Here is a 24,183-nt window from a genome sequence, read left to right as displayed (position 1 = left end):
CCGCGGCCGCATGCCGTCAAGCTGCCTTGACGTCAAGTCACCTTGACGAGAAGGTGGGGACATGACGACTCCGGACGAACTCGAGAAACGGCACACCCTGCTGACCGCCACCGCGCGCCATGACGCCCTGCGCGCCCGCGACACCCTGGCCCCGCACGGCGGTGAGGACGACGGCGACGGCGGGGACGGCCGGCCGCTGTCCCGCGAGGAGGCACTGGAACTGCTCGCACTGGGCGAGGTCATCATCCGCAAGGCGGCCCACGGGCGTCAGCTCTCGGTGTGCTCCGCCCGCCGGGCCGGGGCCTCCTGGTCCCGGATCGGCGCGGCCCTGGGCACCAGCAAGCAGGCCGCCTGGGAGGCGCACAACCGGTGGATCGACGAGCAGGCCCGGCGGCACCCGGACAGCGGGCACCGGGGCCTGGACGACGAGGAGGTGGCCGCCGCCCGGGCACTCGCCGGCCGCCCCGACGAGGACCCCGGCGGCAGCGGGGACAGCGGGAACGGCGAGCGCGGGGACCGCTAGTGCCGTACCGGGAAGCGCGGCGCGGCACCGGCCGCCGCACCCGTCACTCCGCCGGCCCGGCCGTCCCGTCACCGCCACCGTCCCCACCGGTGTCCCCACCGGTGTCGGCACCGGCACCGGCCAGTTGCCCGGCGGCCGCCAGCGCGAGCCGCCAGGGGTACTCCTCCGGGCGTCCCTGCCCCGGCGGGTTAGGCACGAACCCGCCGGGCCCGTACAGCACCCGCGCCCCCGCCTCGCGCAGCGTCTCCAGCGACCGCCCGAACTGCGGGTGCCGGGCGTACGCCGAGTTCACGCACGGCATCACCACCAGCGGGATGCGCTTGCCGATCGCCTCCATCGTGAAGCCCGCGACGAACGTCGTGGCGATGCCCAGCGCACAGGCGTTGACCGTGTTCAGGGTCGCCGGGGCCACCACCACCACGTCCGCCCGGGGCCAGACGTCCGGGGTGCCCAGGGCCCGGTAGGCGCTGCGCACCGGGTGCCCGGTCAGCCGCTCCAGCTCCGGCAGCCGGCCCTCCAGCCAGTCGCGCGCGGTCGGCGTCACCCCCAGGCACACGTCCCATCCCCGTGCCTGGGCCTCGCGGACCGCCCGGTCGGCGTATACGACCGGCGGGGCGGCGCAACCCAGGAGATACAGCACTCGGTTCTTCATAACGGAAGGTTCACCACGGACACGAGCCCCGACAAGCCCCGGCGACCGGCCTGGTGAAAGGGGCGGGGGAACGGATTGCGGGTAACGTTCCCACCAACCGGGAGGAACGGAGGGACCCGGGATGCACCTGCCGGACGACGAGCACATCGGCAACCGGATCGCCGTGCAGCGGAAACGCGCCGGACTCACCCAGCGCGGCCTCGCCCAGCGCATCCCCTACTCCTACAGCCTGCTGCGCCATGTCGAGAGCGGCCACAAGAAGGCCTCCCCGGAGCTGGTCGACGCCGTCGCCCGGGCTCTGCGCGTCGATGTCACCGCCCTGACGGGCCAGCCGTCCGAGCACCCGCTGCGGCCCGACCGCGTCGCCGCCCTCGTCCGGCCCATCCGCGAGGCGCTCGACCTGTACGACCTGCCCACCGACCCCCGTACGGCCACCGCCTCGCCCTCCGACCTGATCGCCTCGGCCGACGCACTGTGCCGCGATGTGCGCGAGGCCCGGCTGTACCAGGCGGCGGCGGGCCTGCCGGATCTGCTCACGGACCTGACCGCCGCCTGCCACGAGCGCCCGAGCACGGAACTGTGGCGGGCCATGGCCTCCGCCTGCCGCAGCGCCCACGACGTGACGGTGAAGCTGGGCTGCCACGACCTCGCGGTCATCGCGCTGGACCGGATGGGCTGGGCCGCCGAGCACGCCGGCGACCCACTGCTCGGCGCGATCCGCCAGTACAAGCGGGCCCTGTCCTACCGCAGTCCGGACGCCGAGCACGGCATCGGCCTGCGCATGGTGGCGTACGGCCACCGGCTGCTGGAACAGGCGCGGGAGAGCACCGGGAAACTGGCCGTCGCCGGGCAACTGCACCTGGGCGGCGCGGTGCTCGCCGCCCGCGCGGGCGACCGGCCGGCCGTCGAGGAGCAGTTGGCGCGGGCCGCCGAGACGGCCGCGCGCACCGGCGAGGTCGGCACGGTGCACTGGCTGTCCTTCGGCCCCTCGAACGTCGGGGCGCACGAGGTGTTCGCCCGGCTGCAACTGCGGCAGTACGACGAGGCGCTGGCGGCGGCCCGCGCCATCCGCCCGCCGCGCGGCTGGGCGGCGTCCCGGCAGGCCGCCCTTCTGGTGGACGTGGCCCGCGCGGAGCTGGCGACCGGCCGGAACGAGGCGGCGCTGGCCTCGCTGCTGAAGGCCCGCAGACTGGCGCCCCAGCAGACCCGTTTCCACCCCCGGGTGCGGGAGACGGTGCTGGATCTGCTGCAGTCACGGCGCCGGTCGCCGGACGCCCTGACCCGGCTGGCCACCTGGATCGGGGTCTGAGAGCAGGGCCCGCCGCCCCCCGCCCGCGACCCGCCCGCTGTTCTCCGTCATCTCTCACCCGGAAGACACCGTGCTCGGAGAGTGTGTCACCGAAGAGTGACAGTTGAGGGGTTGTCGCGCCGCCACTCTGGGGCCGTAAGCGATCAGTCGAGCACCGATGTCCGGGAGACCGCCCGTGCAGCCGACGCCCCGCACCCCCCGCCCGCTCCCCCACCACGCGGGCGGGGGGCCGGCCCGGACGGCCACCGTCCACCGGACGGCCCGTGACGCCGGCGGGCTGCCCGGGCGGTCCCCCGGACCGGACAGGAAGGCGACACCGTGACCATCACCCCCCACCGGACGGACCGGTCCCTGGGCACCGTCCTGTCCGACGGGACCGACACCCGGCTGCCGACCGGCTGGCTGCGCGCCACCGGCCGGGTTCCCGACGTGCTGGCCGCCTGGGGACGCGACGCCCTGGCCGAGGTCCCCACCGGAATCGCCTGGGACGTCGTCCGCGTCCCGGCCGTGACGGTCCAGGAGACACTGCGGCTGCTGACCGCCGCCCGGGCGCCGATCGGTCCCGTCATCGCCACCCCCTTCGGCGCGGAGTTCTTCGTCTCCCTGGGCTCGGCGGACGGCTGGACCGTCCCCGGCGCCTCCCTCCTCCCCCGCGGCAGGCTGGCCCTGCTGCCGCACCCGCGGTCCGCCGATCCGTGCCGCGTCTCCGACCGCTGCTGGCTCGTCAGGCCGGACGACCGGACCCTGACCTGGGGAGCGGACCTGCGGGACGCCTACACCGAGGCCCTGGCCAACCTGCCCGAGGACAGCGCCGGATAACGGCCCCTCCACCGCGGGCGGGGTCCGCCGGCCCCGCCCCGGACGGCCGCTCCCGGCGGTCCCGGCCCCGTGCCCGCGAACGGCTGACCCGCCGCGTTCGTCCGGTGCGGCAGGGGGAACGCGTACCTCGCCCCCGTATCACCGAGGGCGGGGAACCACCGCCCCGAGGATCACCGAGAGGACGCCATGGCCGTCACGTTCCGCAAGAGCTTCCGCATCCTGCCCGGGGTCCGGCTGAACATCAACCGCCGCTCCTGGTCGGTCACCCTGGGCCAGGGCAAGGGACCGAAGCACACGCTCAACTCGGCCGGCCACCGCACCACGTCCATGAACCTCCCCGGCCCCTTCGGCTACCGGAAGCGGACGACGAGCAGGCGCGGCGGCTGATCCGGCCGGCCGCTGACGGACCGTGAGCGGCCGGGGTTCCGGTGGGGCCGGCCCGTCCGGGCCGGAAGCCGCCAGGCCGTCCGGCCGGTGCTCAGACGCCGAACTCCGTGGGCGAGAGCCCGAGCGCGGCACAGGCCTCCCGGATGACGTTCTGCTCGGCCGGCGCGAAGTCGCCGTCGGCACCGGCGGTGACGATGCCGGTCTGGATCACCGCCCTGGCCTCCGCCGGCTTCTTGGCGGCCTTGGCGATCTCCTGCATCGCCTCCGCCCTGCCCGCCTGGAAGTCGGCCGTCAGCCGGTCCACATGCTTGTTGAACCGCTGGCGGAGCTGGTCCGGCGGGAAGTTCCGCAGGACGTCGTTGCCGACGATCAGCGACTCCACGTGCTGCCGCTCGGCCGGGTCCACATGCCCGTCGGCCGCGGCAACCAGCGCGCACATCGCCATGCTCGCGTCCCGGTAGGCGCCGCTCTTCAACTCCGCCTTCGCCGAGGTGAGCTGGGCCTTGAGCATGCCGACCAGCTGGGCGCGCGACCCCCCGCCGGACCGCGGGCCCGCGCCCTGGCCGGGGCCGTGCCCCGGGGCCGGAGCCCGGCCACCCGCTCCTCCCGTGCCCCGGGACTGCTGGAGACTCCTGGCCTGGCTCACGGCCTGGTCCTTGATCCGGTTCCACATCGCCACTGGTGCCACCTCGGCTTCGCTCACTGCCCGTCCTGTGACGGCCTGTCTCCTCCCAACGCCCCAGGGTGGCCATCCGTTCCATCGGCGTGGCCGCCCCAGGGGGCGCGGGTCAGCCGACCTCGATCCCGTACTCCTCCACCAGCTGCACCAGCCCCTCCTCGTAGCCCTTGCCCCCGAGGACGAATTCCCAGTCGCCGTTGGCGCGCCTGCGGAACGAGCCCAGGACGAGGGCGGTCTCGCCGGGGCGGCCGTCGGAGACGGCCAGTTCGTCGGCCGCCGTGCCCGCTGGCTCCGAGAGACGGATCCGGGCGCGGGTGAAGCAGGACAGGTCGGCGCCGGGATCGGCCTCGGGGTCGACGGCGGCGACCAGGACCAGCCGGTCCGCCGGCGGGGGCAGTTCCCCGAAACGCACCCAGACCGCCGCCCTGTCCTCACCGTGGCCCGGCATCATCCGGACGCTGCTGTCCGGGGCGGCCGGGTTGTTGTAGAAGACGAACCACTCCTCCCCGAGCACCCGCTGCCCCCGGCAGACGAGCGCGCACACGTCCAGGGCCGCACCGCCGGACCAGGTCAGCCCCAGGACGGTGGTGCCGTCCAGTTCGTCCCCCGGTCCACCGTCCGGCTGCGCGCCGGAAGCGGTGTCCGGCTCGGAGCCGGGCCCGCCTCCGAGCCGGCCGTTCAGACCGTGGCGGTGGAGGAGGTCCACCAGTTCGGTCCCCTGGACCAGGGTGAGCGGCTTGCCGCCCGCGAAGGCGTGCGAGCCGGGACCGAAGGCGGAGGTGGTGATGAGTACGCCCTTGTTGGCGCCGACGCTCTGGACCGTGCCGTACAGGTCCCGTACGGCGCTCGGCGGCACGGTGTTGCGGTACCTCTTGACCTGCACGACTATCTTCCCGCCCCGGATCGGGTCGGGGTCCAGCGCGTCCACGTCCACCCCGCCGTCGCCCGACCGGCTCGTGGTCACGGCCTGCATGCCCATCGCCCGGAAGAGTTCCGCGACGAGGTCCTCGAACTCGACCGGGTCCATGGCGCACAGGTCCGGCTCGTCGTCGTCCCCGTGGGTGACCACGGCGCGGCCGGCGTCGCCGGGCAGCCGGGCGGGACGCACCCCGGCGCGGCGGTCCGGGCGGTCGGAGAGCTGACCGCGCAGGCCGTCCACCAGGCAGTCGGGAGCGGTGACCTGGGTGAGGTTCAGCCGGTCGAAGTCGGCTCGCGACACCATCACGGTGGCCAGGAAGGTCTGCGTCCGGTGGCCGGTGGCGGGATCGGTGTCGTCCACGAATCCGTTGAGGGCGACCGCCTCCAGCACCCCGAACCGGTCCGCGGCGAACAGCTCGCGCACCGCCAGGAGCATGCACTGCGCGAGCACGTCGCGGTACAGGGCACGCCGTTCGGTGACCGGGCGCCGGACCTCCTTGTCCCGGTCGGCGCCGGGCATGTACCGCACCGCCGAGACTTCCGGCACGACGGCGGTGCCCGGCAGCTCCCAGTTGAGGACGAGCAGGCGGGAGGCGGGGTCGAAGGAGGCCGACACCTGGCGGGGGAAGTCGTCCGGCCAGCCCCGGGAGGCGTACAGCGCGGCGGTGAAGTACTCCACGACCGCGGTGGGCTCGCCGCGCCTCAGTCCCGCGACCAGTTCCTCGACACCGGCGTTGTGTCCCCTGATCTCCGCCAGCCGCTCGTCCGCCCACCGCTGGTACTGCTGCCGGTACGCGGCGAGTTGGCGCTGCCGCTGGGCCTCGGCGGCCTGGGCGGCGTGCCAGTCGCTCTCGTACCGCGCCCGGGCCTGTTCCTGTGCCTGCCAGCTCCCGCCGAATCCCCAGCCGCCCTGCCGCGGCTGGTACGCGGCGGGGTCCGGCATCGGAACGGGGACGCCGAGCTGCCCGGGGCTGAACGGCTCCACCCGCTCGGAGCGCTTCAGCGTCTCGGGGGTGAAGGCCGGGGCGGCGCAGCCCGTCACCAGCAGGTCGCGCAACACCCGGACCTGGCGGTCGAGTTTGTCGGTGCGGTGCCGTGCGTCGGCCTCCCGCCGCTCCCGGTAGGCCGCCTGCTGCTCCCGCCGGCTGCGTGCGGCCGCCCGCTCCGCGGCCCGCTGTTGACGTTCCTGCTCACGCTGGTGCTGTGCCCAGGCGCGGCGCTGCGCCTCCTCCTGACGTTGCTGCTGACGCTGGATCTCCGCCCAGGTGGCGACCAGTCCGCGAGAACGGCGGCTCATGTACGCGTTGCCCTCCCCGAGCCCTCAAGGCCCCGAAACACACCGTTTGTTGAAAGATTGACGGTATCGCTTCGCGACCCGGCCCGTCACCGATCGCATCCAAATGGTTACTTCGGGGATGTGATCGGTGACGGACGGAGGGGACAGGCCGGACTCCGACGCCCGGAGCGCCCGGATCAGTGACCCGAGTGTCCGCCGGAGCCGTGGTCCTCGGAGGGGCTGCCGGAGTGGCCGCCGTGCCCGTGCTCCGGCGGGCGGACGGACGCGTTCGGCACGGCGCCGGAGAACTGCCCGACCTGGCCCTTCTGCTCACCCTGGGGCCAGACGAGCACGCGGTAGCCGACGGTCACGATGTCCGGTACGTACCAGGCGCTCAGCTGTGTCGTGCTCTCGCCGGGTGCCAGCTCGCCCTCGAAGGCGCCGTCGTCGGCGGCCCGCTGGGCCATGCCGCCCACCTCGACGCCCACCCACTGGACCGCCATCTTGTCCAGATCGACGGGGGCGTCACCGGTGTTGGCCAGCTTCACCCGCAGCCCCATCGGCTCGCCGCTCTGGTCCAGCGCCGCCTTGCGGGCCTCGGCCAGCCGCGCCTTCTCCACCGTGCCGCCCTCGAGGTCCGTACGGCTGCCCGGGCGGAGCTCCCCCAGCACGGTCACCGTCGCCTCCAGACCGTCCGGCCAGGTGAAGGTCTTCCCCACCGGCACCGGTGTCGGCGCGGGAGCCACCTCGGCGGACGGTGCGGTGCTGACCGGGACGGAGGGTTCGGGAGCGGCGGAGTCGTCCCCGGAACCGCATCCGGTGAGCACTAACGAGGCCAGAACCGCCGCGAGCACGGATCGACGCATGAGCACTCCAAGCTGATGGCCCCCGGCGGATACGACGGAGCCGACGGTAGCGCCCGGCAACGGCTCCGTAAAGATCCGTCCCGGCCCGTGGCCGCGGCAGTTCACGTCCCGGACCACGGCGGCCGCGGTCACGGTGCGGGCGGGGCCGCCCGCACCAGTCCCGTCTGGTAGGCGATGACGACCAGTTGGGCGCGGTCGCGGGCGCCCAGCTTCGTCATCGCGCGGTGGATGTGGGTGCGTACGGTCAGCGGGCTGAGCGTGAGCACCTCGGCGATCTCGGTGTTGGACTTGCCCTCGGCGGCCAGGCCCATCACCTCGCGTTCGCGGACGGTGAGCTCCGCCAGGTGCCCCGGGGGCGCGAGGTGCGCCTCGGGGGCGGGGGCCATGAGGAAGTTCGTGATGAGGGTGCGGGTCGCGGCGGGTGACAGGAGCGCCTCGCCGGAGGCCACCGTGCGCAGGCCGGCCAGCAGGGTGTCGGCGGTGACGTCCTTGCCGAGGAAGCCGCTGGCACCGGCGCGCAGCGCCTGGGCGACGTAGTCCTCGGTCTCGAACGTCGTCAGGATGAGGACGCGGGTGGCGGTCAGCTCCGGGTCGGCGCAGATCGCGGAGGTGGCGGCGAGGCCGTCCGTGCCCGGCATCCGGATGTCCATGAGGACGATGTCGGGGTGGTGGACACGGGCCAGTTCCAGCGCCTCCGCGCCGTCGGAGGCCTCACCGACCACCGTCATGTCCTCGCAGGAGTCGATCAGGACCCGGAAAGTGGCCCGTAGTAGGGCCTGGTCATCGGCGAGCAGTACCTTGACGGCCATGGCTGTGCTCCTCCTTCCGGAGCGTCTGTGGCGTGCCCGGCCGCCCCGGGTTCCGAGGGCTGGAGCGGCAGTGCGGTGGTGACCTCGAAGCCGCCCTCCGGACGGGGCCCCGCCCGGAGTTCACCGCCGGCGGTGTGGGCGCGTTCCCGCATGCCCATGATGCCGAAGCCCCGGACCGGCCCGTCCCCGGCGGCCGCCGCGGCGCCGGTCGTGCCGGCCGCGTCCGGACCGTCGTTGCTGACCGTGATCAGCAGGCGCGGTCCCGAGTAGGCGAGGTGCACGTGCGCGGAGTCCGCGGCGGCGTGCTTGGTGACGTTGGTGAGCGCCTCCTGCACGATCCGGAACGCGGTCAGGTCCGCCCCGGGGGAGAGCGGGCGGGGCTCCCCCGTGGTGGTGACCGTGACGGCGAGCCCCGCGGACGCGCACGCCGAGACCAGTTCGGGCAGGCGCGCGAGGCCGGGGGACGGCTCCAGCGGGGCGGCGGCCGGGCCGTCGTTCTGGCGCAGCAGTCCCAGCGTGGCCTTCAGTTCGCGCAGCGCGGAGGACGTGGTGCCGGTCAGGTCGGTGAGGATCTCCTTCGTCTTGGGCGGATCGGTGAGCACGAGATGGGCGGCCGTACCGGCCTGGGCGTTGGCCAGTGCCAGATGGTGGGCCACGACGTCGTGCAGTTCGCGGGCGATGCGCATGCGCTCCTCGGTGACGCGCAGCCGGGCCTCCTCCTCCCGGGTGCGTTCGGCGTGTTCGGCGCGGGCCTGCACCGATGCCAGGTAGGCGCGCCGCAGCCGGGTCATGTTGCCGGCGGCGAGCGGCAGCAGCAGCCAGAACAGGTAGCTGACTGCCCTGAGGACGAGAGAGTGACCGTCCGCGGGGCCGGCGACCGCCGACGCCGCCACCAGCGCCGCCACGATGACGAGGACGCCGTAGACGCGGGTGGTCCTGCGGTCGGTGAGTTCGGTGAGTGTGGCCAGCCAGTAGAGCGCCGCGATGAGGGGGGCCAGCAGCAGCGGGGTGAACTGGTACCCCAGCGCGGCCGCGGCCACGGCGCAGACCGCGGTCACGACGACGGCGGTGCGCGGGCGGCTGCGGTACCTCAGCAGGGCGAGGCAGGACACGCCCAGGAGGGCGGCGGCGGCCTGGTCGTGGTCGGGCGAACCGGCGTCGTGCCAGGAGAGGTTGTCGCCGAGGATCGCGCAGCCCGTCACCGTCAGGACCAGTAACACGTCGACGACGCGGGGATGGCGGTCGGCGTACCGCTCGAAGCGGGTCGCGCAGCGCTCAAGGCCGGTGTGGTTCATCGGGCTCCCCCGTCGGTGCTCTGGGCCGTCGTCGGCCGTCCCCCGTGTGAACGCCCGCCCCGGGCCGCCCGTGCCCTCCGCCACGGGCGGCCCGGCGGGAACCGCACCTGTCAGGCCCTGTCAAGCCCTGTCAGGTGCGGACCAGTTCCGGCTCGGCCGCCCCGGCCGCTCCCGCCTCCGGGTCCGCCTCCGGCCGGCGGCTGAGCGCCGCGCCCTCCACGTCGACGCCGGGCAGCAGCCGGTCCAGCCACTTCGGCAGCCACCAGGCGCGGTCGCCGAGCAGGGCGAGCACGGCTGGCACGATCGCCATCCGCACGACGAAGGCGTCGAACAGGACGGCGGCGGCGAGCCCGAACCCGATCGTCTTGACGATGGGATCGCTCTCCCCGACGAACCCGGAGAACACCGCGGTCATGATCAGCGCGGCGGCCGCCACGACCCGGGCGCTGTACCGGAAGCCGGAGACGACCGCCTGACCGGGCCCCTCGCCGTGGACGTACGCCTCCCGCATCCGCGAGACGAGGAACACCTCGTAGTCCATGGCCAGACCGAAGACGATGCCCACCAGGAAGATCGGCATCAGGCTCATGATCGGGCCGGTCTGCTCCACACCCAGGAGTCCGGCCCCGTGGCCCTGCTGGAAGACGAGGACGACCACGCCGAGGGAGGCCAGCACCGACAGCAGGAAGCCGAGAGCCGCCTTCAGCGGGACGAGCAGGGACCGGAAGACCACCATCAGGAGCAGCACCGCCAGGCCCACCACGATGACCAGGTAGGGGATCAGGGCGGCCTGCACCTTGTCGGAGATGTCGATGTTCAGCGCCGTGACGCCGGTGACCTCGAAGGTCGCCCCGGTCTCGGACTCGACCCCGGGCCGTTCGTCCCGGATGGCCGTGACCAGTTCCTCGGTCCGCTCGTCGGTCGGCGCCGTGGCCGGCACGACCTGGAGGACGGCCGTGTCACCGGCCTCGTTGAAGGTGGCCGGGGAGACGGAGACGACCCCGTCGGTATCGCGGATCCGCTCCGCGACCGTCTCGGCGGCACCCTCCGGATCGGCCTCGCCCTCCGCGTCCACGACGACGGTCAGCGGCCCGTTGAAGCCCGGCCCGAAGGCGTCGGCGAGCGCGTCGTAGGCCCGGCGCTCGGTGGCGGAGACCGGCTTGGCCTCGTCCCCGGATATGCCGAGTTGCAGGCCCGCCACCGGTACCGCGAGGACGCCGAGGCCGACCACGCCGAGCAGCAGCACGGGCAGCGGGCGCCGCAGCACGAGCCGCGCCCAGCGGCTTCCCCCGTTGTCCCGGACGGCTTCCGCCCCGGTCTCCCCGGCCTCCCCGGCCTTCCCCGTCCGCCCGCCTCGGCGGGCCCGCCGCCGGAGCACGGCGTTCGGCCAGAAGCCGAGGAACGCCGGGACCAGCGTCAGCGCGATCAGTACGGCGACGACGACCGCGCCCGCCGCGGCCAGCCCCATCTCGGTGAGCATCGGGATGCCGACCACCGTGAGCCCGGCCAGCGCGATGACGACGGTGAGCCCGGCGAACACGACCGCGGAGCCGGCCGTGCCGACCGCCAGCCCGACCGCCTCCTGCGGCGCACGGCCCCCGGCGCGCTCCTCGCGGTAGCGGGAGACGACGAACAGCGCGTAGTCGATGCCGACCGCGAGACCCAGCATCATCGCCAGGACGCCGGTGGTCGTGGACAGGCCCAGCGCGGCGGCCAGGGCCGTGATGGCGGCCATGCTCACGCCGACGCCGATGAGGGCGGTCAGCAGCGGCAGTCCGGCGGCGGCCAGCGAACCGAAGGTGATGAGCAGCACGACGGCGGCCACCGCGACACCGATCAGTTCGGCCGCGCTGCCGGCCGCTTCGTTCTCCTCCATCGCGGTTCCGCCGGCCTCGACGGTCAGCCCGGAGTCCCGGGCCGCGTGGAGGGCCTGTTCCAGTTGGGTCCTGCCGTCGTCGGTGAGGTCCTGGACGGCGACCTCGTAGGTCACGGTCGTGTACGCCGTCGTGCCGTCCTCACTGACGGTCCTCGCCCGGAACGGGTCGACGGCGTCGGCGACCTGCGCGCCGTCGGCCAGGTCGGCCACGGCCTCCTCGACGGCCCGTCTGTTCCCGGCGGCGGTGACCTTCTCCCCGTCCGGCGCGACGAAGACGACCCGGGCGGTCGCGCCGTCGGCGGCGGCTCCGGGGAAGCGCTCCTCCATCAGGTCGAAGGCTTTCTGGGACTCGATGCCAGGCATGGAGAACCCCTCGTCGGGGGCCTCCGGTGCCCGGAGGGCGCCCAGCCCGACGGCGGCCAGGACGGCCGCCCAGACCAGGGCGACGTACCAGCGCCGCCGGAAGGCCAGACGGCCCACTCGGTAAAGGAAGGTAGCCACGACAGGGGGTCTCCAGGTTCTCGGTGCCGACTGTCCACCCAGGCTCTCCGCGGCAGGCCGCCCTGTCGTCGTGCGCCCGTCGACAGTTCCCCTACTGAGAACGCAGTACGGACCGGCCGGGCGGATCAGCCGCTGGTACGACGGGCCCGCCCGGAACCCTGAGACCGTCCGCGAACCGCCCGGCGACCGGCGGGCTCCGGCCGTGGGCGACGAGGAACGCCGACCGCGGGATGTGGCGAGGCGCGCGCAGCGCGGTCGGTCACGGCCGGCGAGAGGCGCTACTCCCCCGGCGCGGAAGAGGAATCGGGCGCGGGCCGCAGCCGCCCGGGCAGACGCGCGGCGAGGTGGTCGATGAGTGCGCTGACCCGCCGGGGGACATGCCCGTCGTCCTCCAGCAGGGCGTAGATGTCGGCGGCGGGCGTGGGCACGTGCGGCAGGACACGGACGAGTTCGCCGCGGTCGAGATGAGGCCTGACGTGCCACTCCGAGCGCATGATCACGCCGCGGCCCTCCAGTGCCCAACCGGTCACCACGTCACCGTCGTTGCTCGACAGACTGCCGTGCACCCGTACGTGCCGGGGCCGGTCCGCGTCCCCGAACCGCCAGAGCGCGTAGTCGCTCTCGTTCTCGCGCAGCACGATGCAGTTGTGGTCCACCAGGTCCTCGATGCTGCTCGGGGCGCCGTGCTCGGCCAGGTAGGACGGCGCCGCGCAGGGCAACCGCCGGTTCTCGGCCAGCCGCCGCATGCGCAGGGAGGAATCGGGGGGCGTGCCGACGTGGACGGCCACGTCGAACTCGCGCCGGTGCGGCCGCAGAGGGAGTGCGGACGTCTGCATCCGGACGTGCAGCCCCGGATGGGCCGCCGTGAAATCCCCGAGCAGCGGCGCTATGTGCGCACGGCCGAGCCCGAGCGTGGCTTCGACGACGATGGAGCCGCGCAGTGCGCCGGAACCGTCGGTGACCGTGTCCTCGAGTTCACGCACCTGGTCGAGGATCGCCTCGACACGGGCCGCGTAGAGCTCCCCTTCCGAAGTCAGCACCAGCCGCCGGGCGCCGCGCTGGACGAGCCGGACGTCGAGGCGGCGCTCCAGCGCGCTGAGGCGCTTGCTGACGACCGGGAGGGAGCAGCCGAGTTCCCGCGAAGCGGCCGTCAGGGTCTCGCTCGACGCGACCACGTGGAAGAACTGCAGGTCGTCCACGAGCGAACGGTTCCTGGCCGGTCGCCGACCGGAGGGCCGCGGACTTTCCATGGCGGAAAGCCTACCTTGCCGGTCCGCGTCTTGTTCCGCATGTCATAGCTGGCCATGGTGGGTCCACGCGGTGACCGGTCCCTTGGCCGAGGCGTTCACCGACGACGAGCGCACAGCTCATGTGAACCGAGGAGTGGCCTGTGCCGAACCCTTACCGCATTGCCGTGATCCCGGGTGACGGGATCGGACGAGAGGTGGTCCCCGAAGGGCTCAGAAGCCTCCGCGCCGCCGCCGGCGTCCACGGATTCCGGCTCGCCGTCACCGAGTTCGACTTCGCCAGCGCGGACTACTGGCTCGAACACGGCACGATGCTCCCCGAGAACTGGCGGGAGGTGCTCGGTGGCTTCGACGCGATCTTCTTCGGGGCGGTCGGCTGGCCCGAGGTCGTCCCGGACCACGTCTCGCTGTGGGGCAGCCTGCTGCAGCTGCGGCGGGGGTTCGACCAGTACGTCAATCTGCGCCCGGTCCGGCTGCTGCGCGGCGTACGCAGCCCGCTGCGCGACCACGGGCCCGGCGACATCGACTTCCTCGTCGTCCGGGAGAACACCGAGGGCGAGTACTCCAGCATCGGCGGCCGCATCTTCGAGGGCACCGACCGCGAGACCGTGATGCAGGAGACCGTGATGACGCGCACCGGCGTCGACCGCGTACTGCGCTACGCCTTCGACCTCGCCTCCTCCCGCCCGCGCAGGCACCTCACCTGGGCGACCAAGAGCAACGGGATCTCGATCTCCATGCCGTACTGGGACGAGCGTGCCGAGAAGATGGCGGCCAGGTACCCCGAGGTGACCGCGGACAAGGATCACATCGACATCCTGACCGCCAAGTTCGTGCTCCGGCCGGACCAGTACGACGTCGTGGTCGCCAGCAACCTCTTCGGCGACATCCTTTCCGACCTCGGTCCCGCCTGCACCGGCACCATCGGCATCGCCCCCAGCGCCAACATCAACCCCGACCGCACCCACCCCAGCCTCTTCGAGCCGGTCCACGGGTCGGCTCCCGACATCGCCGGCCTCGGCATCGCGAATCCCGTCGGCCAGATCTGGAGCGGCGCGATGATGCTCGACCACCTCGGCGAGCCCGAGGCGGCCGCACACGTCCTGGCGGCGATCGAAGGCGTACTCGACGAGCAGCCCGACGAGGTCACTCCCGACCTCGGCGGCTCGGGCACGACGGCGGGCCTGGGCAAGGCGATCGCGGACCGCATCGCCGCGGGCCCGCCCGAGGGGCACGGCGCCCGCGGGCGGGCCGGCCGCCCGGCCGGAACGGCGTCATGACCATGCCCGTGACCGACACCACGACGCGCGCGGCCTTCCGGGAAGCGTCCGGGCACCGAGGCGGTCCCAGCACCCGGGTGCGCGGGGCGGCCCGTCCACTTCGTCCGACCGCCGTGGCCTGAGAACAAGCGGGCCAGAGCCGTGCCGGCAGGACGCAGCCGCGTTCGGCGCCGCACCGTACGCCCGCACACATCACCTCATCCAGCAGCCTCCGGTACGGTGGCGGCGCGAAGGGACGACCCCTATGACGACGATGTCGGCAGGGCAGCGCCAAGGGACACGGCGCATCACGTTCCTGGTCGCTCTCGCGGTCTTCGCCCAAGAGTCGACGTGGAACTTCTACGAGTCACAGGTGCCTCCCCTCCTGAAGGAGCACCTCGCCAGCGCCGCCGTCGTGGGCCTGCTGATGGGCATGGACAACCTGCTGGGCATCTTCATCCAGCCGTGGATCGGCAACCGGTCGGACCGCACCCGGACCTCCTGGGGCCGGCGGATGCCCTACCTGGTGGTCGGGATGCCGGTCGCCGCCGCGCTGTTCGTCCTCATCCCGCACACGGCGGCGACACTGCCGCTGCTGATCGCGGTGATGTTCAGCTACGCACTCGTGGCCAACACCTTCAAACCGATCGCCGAAGCGCTCGTCCCGGACTTCATCGCGCCCGAGAGACGCAGCCGCGCCAACGCCGCCGTCAAGATCGCCTCCAGTGTCACGGCCATCGTCGCCGCACTCATCAGCATCTTCCTGGTCGACCACCACCTGAATCTGGCGTTCGCCATCCCCTCGGTCATCATGCTGGTCTCCGTCGTGGTGCTCGCCTGCACCGTGCGCGACAGCCGGTCCCCGGCCTACCGGACCGTGCTGGCGGAGAGCCGCGAGGCGAAGGGCGTCAAGCGCGAGGAACCGCGGGTGCGGGACACCTTCGTGGAGATCCTCAGGGACACCGACCGCAGCCGGCTCCTCGTCCTCGTCGCGATCCTGCTCTTCGGCTGCGCGTGGGCCTCGTCGCGGACCCTGATGACGCCGTACGGGATGGAAGCGCTCGACGTGTCACGGGGAGCGGCCGGCGGCCTGACGCTGCCCAGCGGCATCGCCTTCATCCTGGCCGCCTATCCCGCGGCGGTTCTCGCCGAACGCTACGGACGGCTGCGGGTCATGGCCGGGGGCATGTCGGTCTTCGCCGCCGCCATGGTGCTGGCCACGATCGTCCAGACACCGACCGGCACCGTCGTGGCCCTGTGCCTCGCGGCAGCGGGCGCGGCCTGCTTCCTCGTCAACGCGGTGGTGGTGCTGTGGAACCTCGCCCCCTCGGCCCGGGTCTTCGGCACCTACGCCGGGCTGTACACCGTCGGCTGGGCCAGCGGAGGCTTCCTCGGCCCGGCGGTGGTGGGCGGCATGGTCGACATCACCGGCTGGTCCCTGATGCTCCTCGACATCGCCCTCGTCGCCACACTGGCGATCGCCGTCGTCATCAGGATCACCGCGCTGCAGCGCCGCGCCTCCGGCCTGGCCCTCGCCCCGTGACGCGCCCCGCCCCGCGATTCCCGGACCGGGTGAGGGCGGAGCCCGGGAACAGCCCGGGAACAGCCCGGGAACAGCCGAGAAACGAGGAACCTTCCGTGCCCCGCATTCTGATCACGACGGACTATCTGCGGCCCGGTGACGAGGTCGACCGGTATCTGCGCGAGCACGGCCACACCACGGTCCACGCGCCGCTGACCGGCCGACGCGATCCCGCGGAACTCGTGGCCGCCCTCGACGGAATCGACGGGGCACTCGTCGCGAACGAACCCCTGACCGCCGACGTCCTGTCCCGCGCGCCCCGCCTGAGAGCCGTCGTGCGCACGGGGGTGGGGTACGACTCGATCGACGTGGCCGCCGCGGAAGAACTCGGCATCACGGTGAGCAACCTGCCGGGTGTCAACGCGGGCGCCGTCGCCGAGTACACCCTCGGTCTGCTGCTGGCGGCGGCGCGGCGCCTGGTGCAGAGCGCGACGGGGGTAGCGGCCGGTGGCTGGCCGCGGGAGGACGGCCACGAGCTGCGCGGGTCGACGCTCGGGCTGATCGGCTACGGGGCGGCCGCCCGCGCCGTGGTACCGCTCGCACAGGCGTTCGGCATGCGGATCCTCTGCACGACCGGCGTGCCCGAGAGCGAACGGACCGGCTCCTCGGTGGAGTTCGTCGGGTTCCCGGAACTGCTGGCCGCCTCCGACTACGTGTCGGTGCACACCGCGCTGACGGAACGGACCCGGGGACTGCTGGACGCCGCCGCGTTCCGGCGGATGAAACCGACAGCGGTCCTGGTCAACACCGCCCGTGGAGGCGTCGTCGACGAGCAGGCGCTCGCCGACGCCGTCCGCGCGGGCGAGATCGCCGGGGCGGCCCTCGACGTGGTGAGCGAGGAGCCGCTGGCGGCCGACAGCCCGCTGCGCGGCGTCGACGGCATCGTCGTCTACTCCCACATGGCGGGACAGACCGCCGAGGCCCGGGCGGCCGCGGGACGGGCGGGTGCGGCCGAACTGCTGGCCGCCCTCGAAGGGCGGCCGCGGTTCGCGGTGAACGCCCCTGTGCCGGCGGGCGGCCCCGCCGCCGGCGACATCGGATGAACTCCGGCGCGACCACGTGCCGGACGCCGGGGAAGTCGGGAAGGAAGAGGACGAGGACCATGGACAACGAACGGATGGACAGCGTCAGGGTGCTGGCGCCGACCGGCATGCTCGGGGCCGGCTTCCCCGAGGCCACCGTCGAGCGCGGTCTGGCGCTCGGCGCGGACGTGATCTCCGTGGACGCGGGCAGCACCGACTCGGGCCCGTACTACCTCGGATCCGCGCAGCCCAAGACCACGCGCGCGGCGGTCGCCCGTGACCTGCGCGTCCTGCTCAGGGCCGCGGCGGACGCCGGCATCCCGCTGATCGTGGGGTCGTGCGGCACCAGCGGTACCGACGCCGGCGTCGACTGGATCGCGGGAATCACCGCCGGCATCCTGGCCGACGAAGGGCTCGATCTCAGGGTCGCGCGCGTCTACAGCGAGCAGGAGGCCGGCACGCTCACCGAGCATCTGGAGGCGGGCCGGATCCGCGCCCTGCCGCCCCTGGGCGAGCTGCGGGCGGAGACGCTGGAAAGCTGCACGCACATCGTGGCCATGATGGGGCACGAGCCGATCGTCGCGGCCCTGGAGGCCGGCGCGCAGGTGGTACTCGCCGGCCGGGCCACCGACACGGCCGTCGCGGCCGCCTACCCCCTGATGAAGGGCATGCCTGCCGGACCCACCTGGCACGCTTCCAAGATCATCGAGTGCGGCGGGCAGTGCACCACCGACCCCCGGGCCGGCGGAGTGCTGGCCACGATCGACGCCGACGGCTTCACCATCGAACCGCTCGACCCGGCGGTCTCCTGCACCCCGATCCTGGTCGCCGCCCACATGCTCTACGAGACGGTGAACCCCTTCCAGATGCGTGAACCCGACGGCACCCTGGACGTCCGGGAGGCCGCCTACACGGCTCTGGACGACCGTCGGGTGCGGGTCGAGGGCTCCCGCTTCCACGTCGCCGACCAGCACACCGTCAAGCTCGAAGGCGCCCGTATCACCGGGTACGAGACCATGTCGTTCAGCGCGATCCGCGATCCGCACATCCTGGAGAACATCGACGACTGGTCGGACCTCCTGCGCACGATGATCAGGCAGCGCGTGGCGCAGACACTCGGCCTGGGTGAGGACAAGTACGACTTCGACGTACGCCTCTACGGTCACAACGCCGTCCTGGGGGACCTCGAACCGGTCCAGGGCGCCCCGCGCGAGGTGGGGGTCATGCTCCTCGTCAGCGCGCCGGAGCAGAGCACCGCCACCGCCGTGGCGAAGATCGCCAACCCGTTGATGCTGCACCTGCCGACACCGGACATGAACTACCTGCCCAGCCTCGCGTTCGCCACCTCGCCGGCCGAGACCGAGCGCGGACCCGCCTACGAGTTCGTGCTCAACCACACCGTCGACAGCATCACCCCCACCGACATGTTCCGCATCGAGATCGAGGAGGCCCCGCACCGTGGCTGACAACGCCCCCACCACCCTCGCGGACCTGGCGTACGAAGTCCGGTCCAAGAACGCCGGGCCCTTCTGGGTCACCATGGAACTGTTCATGCGCGACGCAGACGCCTACGCCGTCGCCGCCGACGAGTCGTTCCTCGACGAGCGCAGGGTCGCCGAGCTCTACGGCGTCGACGAGAGCGACATCCAGATGTTCCGCATCCCGTCCCTGAACGTCGTCAAGATCTCCTTCCCGCGCCCCGTCAGCCAGGCCTCGCTGCGTGACCGCGACGTCCACTCCGGTCAGCACCACGTCCCGCTGGCGACGCTGCCCGTGCCGGACCGGGCCGCCGGACGGCTCCCCCGCTGACCGCGGCGCCAGGTCCCTGATGAGGTGAAGGGCCGCCCGCGGACGGCCGGGCGGGGACGGGCGCTCGTGGCACTGACCGACGACACGGATCCACTGCAGGCCGGGCCCGTCACCGGGCGGGGAAGCGCAGGACACCGCTTCCCCGCCCGGTGACGGGCCCGCGGCGCGGTTGAGGGCAGTGCGGCAGGACCGTCAGGAAACCCTCAGGTTCGTCGACGGGCACCCGTCAAGTTCGCCGAGAAGGATCAGAGCATCACTCCACTACCGATGAGGGATGCAGGCATGGCTACGCTCTTGTACCGGCTGGGCGCGTTCGGCGCTCGGCGATGGCGAACGATGTTGGTCACATGGCTCCTGGCCCTGGGCGCGGTGATCGGTCTCGGATTCTCGTTCGCGGGCTCCTTCCAGGACAGCGGTTCCATTCCCGGGTCACCGGCGCAGACGGCTCTGACCAAGATGGACCGCCACTTCCCCTCCCCGGACACGCAGTCCGCGCGGATCGTCTTCCAGGCCCCTCCCGGCCAGAAGGTGACGGATCCCGGTCTGCGGGAGTCCCTGGCGTCCACCCTCGCCGCGACGAGTGGCATAGAGGGGGTGCGCGAGGTCAGCGACCCGGCCGAGGAGGGCACCGTCTCCGACGACGGACGCACGGCGGTGGCCGAGGTCGGTTTCACCACCAAGGCGGACGAGGACGTACCGGCCGGCACGCTCGACGCGGTGAAAGCCGCAGGCGGTCAGGCCGAGCAGGCGGGTCTCAGGACGATCTACGGTGGTGACGCCTACGAGGAGTCGCACCCTCCCGTCGGGCCCACCGAGCTGATCGGAATGGGTGTGGCGCTGGTCATCCTCGTCATCACGTTCGGATCGCTCGCCGCCGCGGGACTGCCGCTGCTCACCGCCGTCCTCGGAGTCGCCGGATCCATGGCCGCGATGATGGGGCTGGCGACGGTACTCGGCGTGAGCGACAACGCGCCCACCCTGGCGATCATGCTGGGACTCGCCGTCGGTATCGACTACGCCCTGTTCATCGTCTCGCGCCACCGCTCCCAGCTCGCCTCCGGCATGCCCGTCACGGAGTCCGTCGCCCGGGCCAACGCCACCGCGGGGAGCGCCGTCGTCTTCGCCGGCGCCACCGTGATCATCGCCCTCGCCGGCCTCTCGGTCGCCGGCGTCCCCGTGCTGACCTCCATGGGCCTCGCCTCCGCGGGAGCGGTCGCCGCCGTCGTCCTGGCCCTGGGCCTGCTGCCGGTGCTGCTGGGAATGCTCGGCCGCAGGCTCGTCCCCAAGCCCGGTACCCGGATGGGCCGCGGGAAGGCGCGCAGCGGCCGGACGCCGCTGGGCGTGCGCTGGACCGAGGGGGTACTGCGCCGGCCGGTGCTCACCCTGATCCTCGGAGTCGTCGGCATCATCGCCCTCGCCCTTCCGGCGTTGCAGCTCAGGGCCACGGTCACCGATGAGGGCAACAGCCCCGCCACATCATCGAGCCGTCAGACCTACGACGCCGTCGCGGACGCCTTCGGGCCGGGGGCGAACGGTCCTCTCGTCATCCTCGTCGAGGACGAGGACCCGGCCGCCATCGCCTCCACGGCCAGCGCTGTCGAGAGGACGCTGGACGGCGTCAAGGGCATCGCGGACACCAGCGGCGTCGACGTGGCCGAGGGCGGGGCAGCCGCCCGCATCCAGATCATCCCCGGCACAGGACCCCGGACGACGGAGACCAGCGACCTGGTGTCCCACCTGCGCGTCGAGCTGCGGCCCCTCGCGGAGTCCACCGGCAGCTACATCGCCGTCACCGGTATGACCGCCGTCGGTATCGACGTCGCCGACAAGCTCAACGGCGCGCTGATCCCCTTCGCGATCGTCGTCGTCGGCTTCTCGCTGCTCCTCCTCATGATCGCCTTCCGGTCCGTCGCCATCCCCCTCAAGGCCACCATCGGGTTCCTGCTCTCGGTGGGCGCGGCCTTCGGGGCGACGGTGGCGGTCTTCCAGTGGGGATGGCTGGCAGGCCCGCTGGGGGTGAGCGGCGAGGGACCGGTGGCCAGCTTCATGCCCATCATCGTCATGGCCGTGCTCTTCGGTCTCGCCATGGACTACGAGGTGTTCCTCGTCTCCGCCATGCGGGAGGACTACGTCGACCATCGCAACGCCCGCGCCGCCATCGTGACGGGCGCCCGCAACGCCGCCCGCGTCGTCACCGCGGCCGCTCTTATCATGATCTCGGTGTTCATCAGCTTCCTGTTCTCGCACGACGCCGACATCATGCCGATCGCCTTCGCCCTGGCCTTCGGAGTCCTGGTGGACGCCTTCCTGGTCCGCATGACCCTCGTTCCCGCGGTCATGGCCCTCCTCGGTGACCGGGCGTGGTGGCTGCCCCGCCGTCTGGACCGCGCCCTGCCCCGTCTCGATGTCGAGGGCACCGACTTCCACGCCCCCGACACCGCACCCCAGGTTCCCGTCCACCCCTCGGTCCCCGTAGGCATGTGACCCGGTGAACAGGCACGCCGGTACCGGGACTCACTTCGCTCCCGCCGCACGGCCGCAAGCGGTGGCGGATGCCGGGCACCACACCCAGCCCACTCAAGGAGCACGTATGAGCACCGTCGACACACCACAGACCACGGACCGCGTTCTGGTGATCGACGACGACCCCGGTATCCGGCGCCTGTTGATCTCGGCTCTCGGCTTCGCCGGCTTCGAGGTCGACGTGGCGGGTGACCTGACGGAAGCCCTGGAGCAGATCGACCGCCGGCCTCCCGACGTCATCGTCCTCGACGTCATGCTCCCCAGCGCCGACGGGTTCGAGATCCTCCAACTGCTCAGAGCCCGTGCGGTGAACGTGCCGGTCCTCTTCCTCACCGCCCGTGACGCCGTCGAGGACCGCGTACGAGGCCTGCGTCTGGGCGGGGACGACTACGTCACCAAACCCTTCAGCGTCGTCGAGGTCGGCGCCCGCCTGCAGGCTCTCCTGCGCCGCGCGCGCAGCGGGGCCTCCTCCCCGGAGGAAGCACCGCTGCGCTGCGCGGACCTGGTCATGGACGATCGCCGTCACGAGGTCCGCCGCGCGGACCGGGCCGTCGAGCTCTCCCCCACCGAATACCGCCTCCTGCACCACCTTCTGACCCACCAGGGGCAGGTCCTCTCACGGGCCCAGATCCTCGAGGCCGTCTGGCGGTACGACTTCGGCGGAGACACCGTCGTCGTCGAACGCTTCATCTCCAACCTCCGCCGCAAAGTCGACCAGGGGCACGCCCCGCTGCTGCACACGGTCCGAGGTGTCGGCTACACCCTCCGGGAACAGGCCCGCAAGTGAATCTCCGCGGCTACGTCGCCTGGCCCCGTTCCAGCGTCCGCCTGCGCCTGCTGGCCGGTCTGGCCGCCCTGCTCGTGTCCGGCCTGACGGCGAGCGCGGTCGTCAGCGCCTTCCTCCTGGAGGACTTCGTCGACAAACGCCACGAAAGGGTCCTCGAAGCCAGCGCCGACCGGGTCGCCGAGGTGATCGGCCGAGGACCTCAGACCGCCGACGCCGACCAGCTCGCCGCCCTCCTGGGCGCACCGCTCGGGGTCATCGTGGTCGACACGGACGACAGGATCCTGGAGAGCACCGGCTCCGCGACCGCGGCGGCCGACGAGATCGCCGTGCTCTGCGCCACCGCACCGGCCGGCGCCATCGTCACCCACAACGGAGGCGAAGGCGGGCACGACCTCGCGGCGGTCCGCGTCCCCAGCCCCGGACTCACCGTCGACCGCGGGCACGGCGACGGCCTCGTCGAACCCGCCGCCCTCATCCTCACCATCGACACCTCCGTCGAAGACAGCGCGATCGGCTCACTCATCGGGCGGCAACTCGCCCTCGTCGGCGGCGCGCTACTGGTGCTGCTGGCACTGGCCGTCATCGTTCTGCGCCTGGGCATGAGGCCCCTGGACCGGATGGCCCGCACCGCCGACGCCATCGCCGAGGGCCACCTCACGGAACGCCTGCCGGCCGAACGGAACGGCAGCGAGGTCGACCGGCTCGCCGAAGCCGTCAACCGGGCCTTCGACGCCCAGGCCCGGGCGGAGGCGACCGTGCGCTCCCTGGCGGCCGACACGTCCCACGAACTGCGCACCCCGCTCTCCACGATCTCCGGGTGGCTCGACCTGCACCGCCAAGGGGGCCTGTCAGGTCCCGACCTCGAAAAAGCCCTCGCGCACATCGAGAACGAAGTCGGACGGATGCGCCTGCTCGTCGAAGACCTCGCCCTGCTGGCCCGCCTGGACGCCGGCCGGCCCGTCGAGCAGGACGACGTCGACCTCACCGTCCTGGCCGCCAGCGTCATCGAGGACGCCCAGATCATCTATCCGCAGCGCGGCATCACCATGGCACCCGCGCCGCCCGCTCCCGTCGTGGGCGACGCCGACCGCCTGCAACAGGTGCTGCGCAACCTCGTCGGCAACGCCGTCCAGCACACCCCCGCCCGGACCACCGTCCTCGTGGAGATCGTCCACCGGCGTGACGACGTCCTGCTGACCGTCATCGACGACGGACCCGGCATCTCCCCGCAGGACCTGCCCCGCGTCTTCGAACGCTTCTGGCGGGCCGAGGCGAGCCGCAGCCGCGCCTACGGGGGCTCGGGCCTGGGTCTGGCCATCGTGGAAGCCATCGTCCACGCCCACCACGGCCAGGTGCACGTGGAGTCGGAGGTGGGAGTGGGGACCAGGGTCACCATCCGCCTCCCCCGCAGACCGCGTCGGAGCCGACGCGGTCGCACAGCCGAGAGCCGGCCCCTCGCAGGGGGTGGTTCCCGCTGCTCGTCCGGCACTCGCCCTCGAGGGCCGACGTGCCGCGGCGGCACCGCCGTGACCGGCGTACCGCCAGTAGGCTCCGGCCATGAACAGCAAGGGATGGGGAACTCTTTACGGGCTGTGCCTCGCTCTCGCGCTCGGCTGGGGACTGACCGGGCTCGTCGAGGGCGGATGCGACCGGAACCCCAGGGGGTGCGGGGTTCCGGACGGCTACGGCCGGTACTTCGCCGCCTGCATGGTCGCGCTCTTCTCGTTGGCCCCGCTGGGCTGGACGGTGATCCGTACCGACGACTGGCGTCCGTCGCTGGGGATCTCCGCAGGCGCCCTGGTCGCCTCGGGTATCACCCTGTCCGCGGGCACCGGCCGGGATCTCGTCGTTCTGGCGGCGATCGAGGTGGCACTCGCCGTGGGAGTGCCGCTGATCCTCCGGGTGCTCGGGCGCTCGGGGACGCAGTCGAACGGATGAGAAACCGTCCGTGGCTTCCGGACGTGAGATCCGGCGGCGAATCCGGCGGAGGGGCGGCGCATGGCTTCGGACGGGAGCCGCCGTGGGGCGAGGGACCGGGGGTCCG

21 protein-coding genes and 1 pseudogene are annotated in these 24,183 nt (G+C 72.7%); 13 read left to right on the top strand and 9 right to left on the bottom strand.

Translation table 11 applies throughout. From position 1 onward, the window contains the following. The first annotated feature begins 61 nt into the window (after positions 1–61). Positions 62–523 (top strand): hypothetical protein, encoded by a 462-nt coding sequence (locus V1L54_RS10355; protein WP_330117624.1) that lies wholly within the window; start codon positions 62–64, stop codon positions 521–523. A gap of 43 nt (positions 524–566) precedes the next feature. Here the strand turns inward: V1L54_RS10355 and V1L54_RS10350 are convergent, their stop codons facing one another. Beyond that, entirely contained in the window at positions 567–1,175 is a 609-nt protein-coding gene (locus tag V1L54_RS10350; RefSeq protein WP_330117623.1) for a flavoprotein, read from the bottom strand. A gap of 121 nt (positions 1,176–1,296) precedes the next feature. Here V1L54_RS10350 and V1L54_RS10345 point away from each other — a divergent pair, with 121 nt between their 5' ends. The 3 genes from V1L54_RS10345 to V1L54_RS10335 all read left to right on the top strand — a co-directional run bounded on the left by V1L54_RS10345 (position 1,297) and on the right by V1L54_RS10335 (position 3,690). Continuing rightward, positions 1,297–2,484, top strand: a complete 1,188-nt coding sequence (locus V1L54_RS10345) for a helix-turn-helix domain-containing protein (RefSeq protein ID WP_330117622.1) — start codon at positions 1,297–1,299, stop codon at positions 2,482–2,484. A 318-nt stretch (positions 2,485–2,802) separates the two neighbouring features. Then, entirely contained in the window at positions 2,803–3,303 is a 501-nt protein-coding gene (locus V1L54_RS10340) for a hypothetical protein (protein WP_330117621.1), read from the top strand. A 186-nt stretch (positions 3,304–3,489) separates the two neighbouring features. After that, positions 3,490–3,690 carry a DUF4236 domain-containing protein gene (locus tag V1L54_RS10335; protein ID WP_330117620.1) on the top strand — a complete coding sequence of 67 codons (201 nt, stop codon included), beginning with the start codon at positions 3,490–3,492 and terminating at the stop codon, positions 3,688–3,690. A 91-nt stretch (positions 3,691–3,781) separates the two neighbouring features. On the opposite strand, the gene V1L54_RS10330 is transcribed toward V1L54_RS10335, so the two are convergent. The 7 genes from V1L54_RS10330 to V1L54_RS10300 form a co-directional block, all read right to left on the bottom strand. Beyond that, entirely contained in the window at positions 3,782–4,369 is a 588-nt protein-coding gene (locus V1L54_RS10330; protein WP_330117782.1) for a tellurite resistance TerB family protein, read from the bottom strand. Positions 4,370–4,478: 109 nt separating this feature from the next. Further along, on the bottom strand, positions 4,479–6,584 hold the full coding sequence (locus tag V1L54_RS10325) for a restriction endonuclease (protein ID WP_330117619.1): 2,106 nt from the start codon (positions 6,582–6,584) through the stop codon (positions 4,479–4,481). 176 nt (positions 6,585–6,760) lie between these two features. Then, positions 6,761–7,429, bottom strand: coding sequence for a hypothetical protein (locus tag V1L54_RS10320; RefSeq protein ID WP_330117618.1), 669 nt, complete (start codon positions 7,427–7,429; stop codon positions 6,761–6,763). Between the two features lie 128 nt (positions 7,430–7,557). Continuing rightward, positions 7,558–8,238, bottom strand: coding sequence for a response regulator transcription factor (locus V1L54_RS10315; RefSeq protein ID WP_330117617.1), 681 nt, complete (start codon positions 8,236–8,238; stop codon positions 7,558–7,560). After that, positions 8,175–9,533, bottom strand: a complete 1,359-nt coding sequence (locus V1L54_RS10310; protein WP_330117616.1) for a sensor histidine kinase — start codon at positions 9,531–9,533, stop codon at positions 8,175–8,177. The genes V1L54_RS10315 and V1L54_RS10310 overlap by 64 nt, the downstream gene beginning before the upstream one ends. Before the next feature lie 130 nt (positions 9,534–9,663). Then, positions 9,664–11,910, bottom strand: coding sequence for an MMPL family transporter (locus V1L54_RS10305; protein WP_330117615.1), 2,247 nt, complete (start codon positions 11,908–11,910; stop codon positions 9,664–9,666). 278 nt (positions 11,911–12,188) lie between these two features. Continuing rightward, complete coding sequence (locus V1L54_RS10300; protein WP_330117614.1) at positions 12,189–13,109, bottom strand: LysR family transcriptional regulator; 921 nt, start codon at positions 13,107–13,109, stop codon at positions 12,189–12,191. A gap of 191 nt (positions 13,110–13,300) precedes the next feature. Between V1L54_RS10300 and V1L54_RS10295 the strand changes: the two genes are divergently transcribed. The 7 genes from V1L54_RS10295 to V1L54_RS10265 all read left to right on the top strand — a co-directional run bounded on the left by V1L54_RS10295 (position 13,301) and on the right by V1L54_RS10265 (position 22,139). Then, complete coding sequence (locus V1L54_RS10295) at positions 13,301–14,437, top strand: tartrate dehydrogenase (RefSeq protein WP_330117613.1); 1,137 nt, start codon at positions 13,301–13,303, stop codon at positions 14,435–14,437. A gap of 244 nt (positions 14,438–14,681) precedes the next feature. Further along, positions 14,682–15,959, top strand: coding sequence for an MFS transporter (locus V1L54_RS10290; RefSeq protein WP_330117612.1), 1,278 nt, complete (start codon positions 14,682–14,684; stop codon positions 15,957–15,959). Positions 15,960–16,054: 95 nt separating this feature from the next. Continuing rightward, positions 16,055–17,041: a phosphoglycerate dehydrogenase gene (locus tag V1L54_RS10285; RefSeq protein ID WP_330117611.1), complete on the top strand. Its 987-nt coding sequence runs from the start codon at positions 16,055–16,057 to the stop codon at positions 17,039–17,041. Between the two features lie 59 nt (positions 17,042–17,100). Next, entirely contained in the window at positions 17,101–18,486 is a 1,386-nt protein-coding gene (locus V1L54_RS10280; RefSeq protein ID WP_330117610.1) for an acyclic terpene utilization AtuA family protein, read from the top strand. Continuing rightward, positions 18,479–18,829: a DUF4387 family protein gene (locus V1L54_RS10275; protein WP_330117609.1), complete on the top strand. Its 351-nt coding sequence runs from the start codon at positions 18,479–18,481 to the stop codon at positions 18,827–18,829. The genes V1L54_RS10280 and V1L54_RS10275 overlap by 8 nt, the downstream gene beginning before the upstream one ends. A gap of 282 nt (positions 18,830–19,111) precedes the next feature. After that, positions 19,112–21,313, top strand: coding sequence for an MMPL family transporter (locus tag V1L54_RS10270; protein ID WP_330117608.1), 2,202 nt, complete (start codon positions 19,112–19,114; stop codon positions 21,311–21,313). A gap of 106 nt (positions 21,314–21,419) precedes the next feature. Then, positions 21,420–22,139: a response regulator transcription factor gene (locus V1L54_RS10265; RefSeq protein WP_330117607.1), complete on the top strand. Its 720-nt coding sequence runs from the start codon at positions 21,420–21,422 to the stop codon at positions 22,137–22,139. Here V1L54_RS10265 and V1L54_RS10260 read toward each other — a convergent pair. Continuing rightward, the gene (locus tag V1L54_RS10260; RefSeq protein WP_330117606.1) at positions 22,109–22,582 is read right to left on the bottom strand and encodes a hypothetical protein; all 474 of its coding nucleotides are present in this window, start codon (positions 22,580–22,582) and stop codon (positions 22,109–22,111) included. The two genes, V1L54_RS10265 and V1L54_RS10260, sit on opposite strands and share 31 nt — an antisense overlap. Between V1L54_RS10260 and V1L54_RS29450 the strand changes: the two are divergent. Both V1L54_RS29450 and V1L54_RS10250 read left to right on the top strand, forming a co-directional pair. After that, positions 22,466–23,491: pseudogene (locus tag V1L54_RS29450) on the top strand (sensor histidine kinase); the annotation flags it as partial. The gene V1L54_RS10260 and the pseudogene V1L54_RS29450 overlap by 117 nt on opposite strands. 205 nt (positions 23,492–23,696) lie before the next feature. Then, positions 23,697–24,077, top strand: coding sequence for a hypothetical protein (locus V1L54_RS10250; RefSeq protein ID WP_330117604.1), 381 nt, complete (start codon positions 23,697–23,699; stop codon positions 24,075–24,077). Positions 24,078–24,183: the final 106 nt, after the last annotated feature.

Origin of the sequence: Streptomyces rubellus (assembly GCF_036323805.1) — a bacterium.
Taxonomy (GTDB): domain Bacteria; phylum Actinomycetota; class Actinomycetes; order Streptomycetales; family Streptomycetaceae; genus Streptomyces.
Note: the sequence above shows the minus strand (reverse complement) of the source record. Positions and strands in the feature narration are given on the sequence as shown.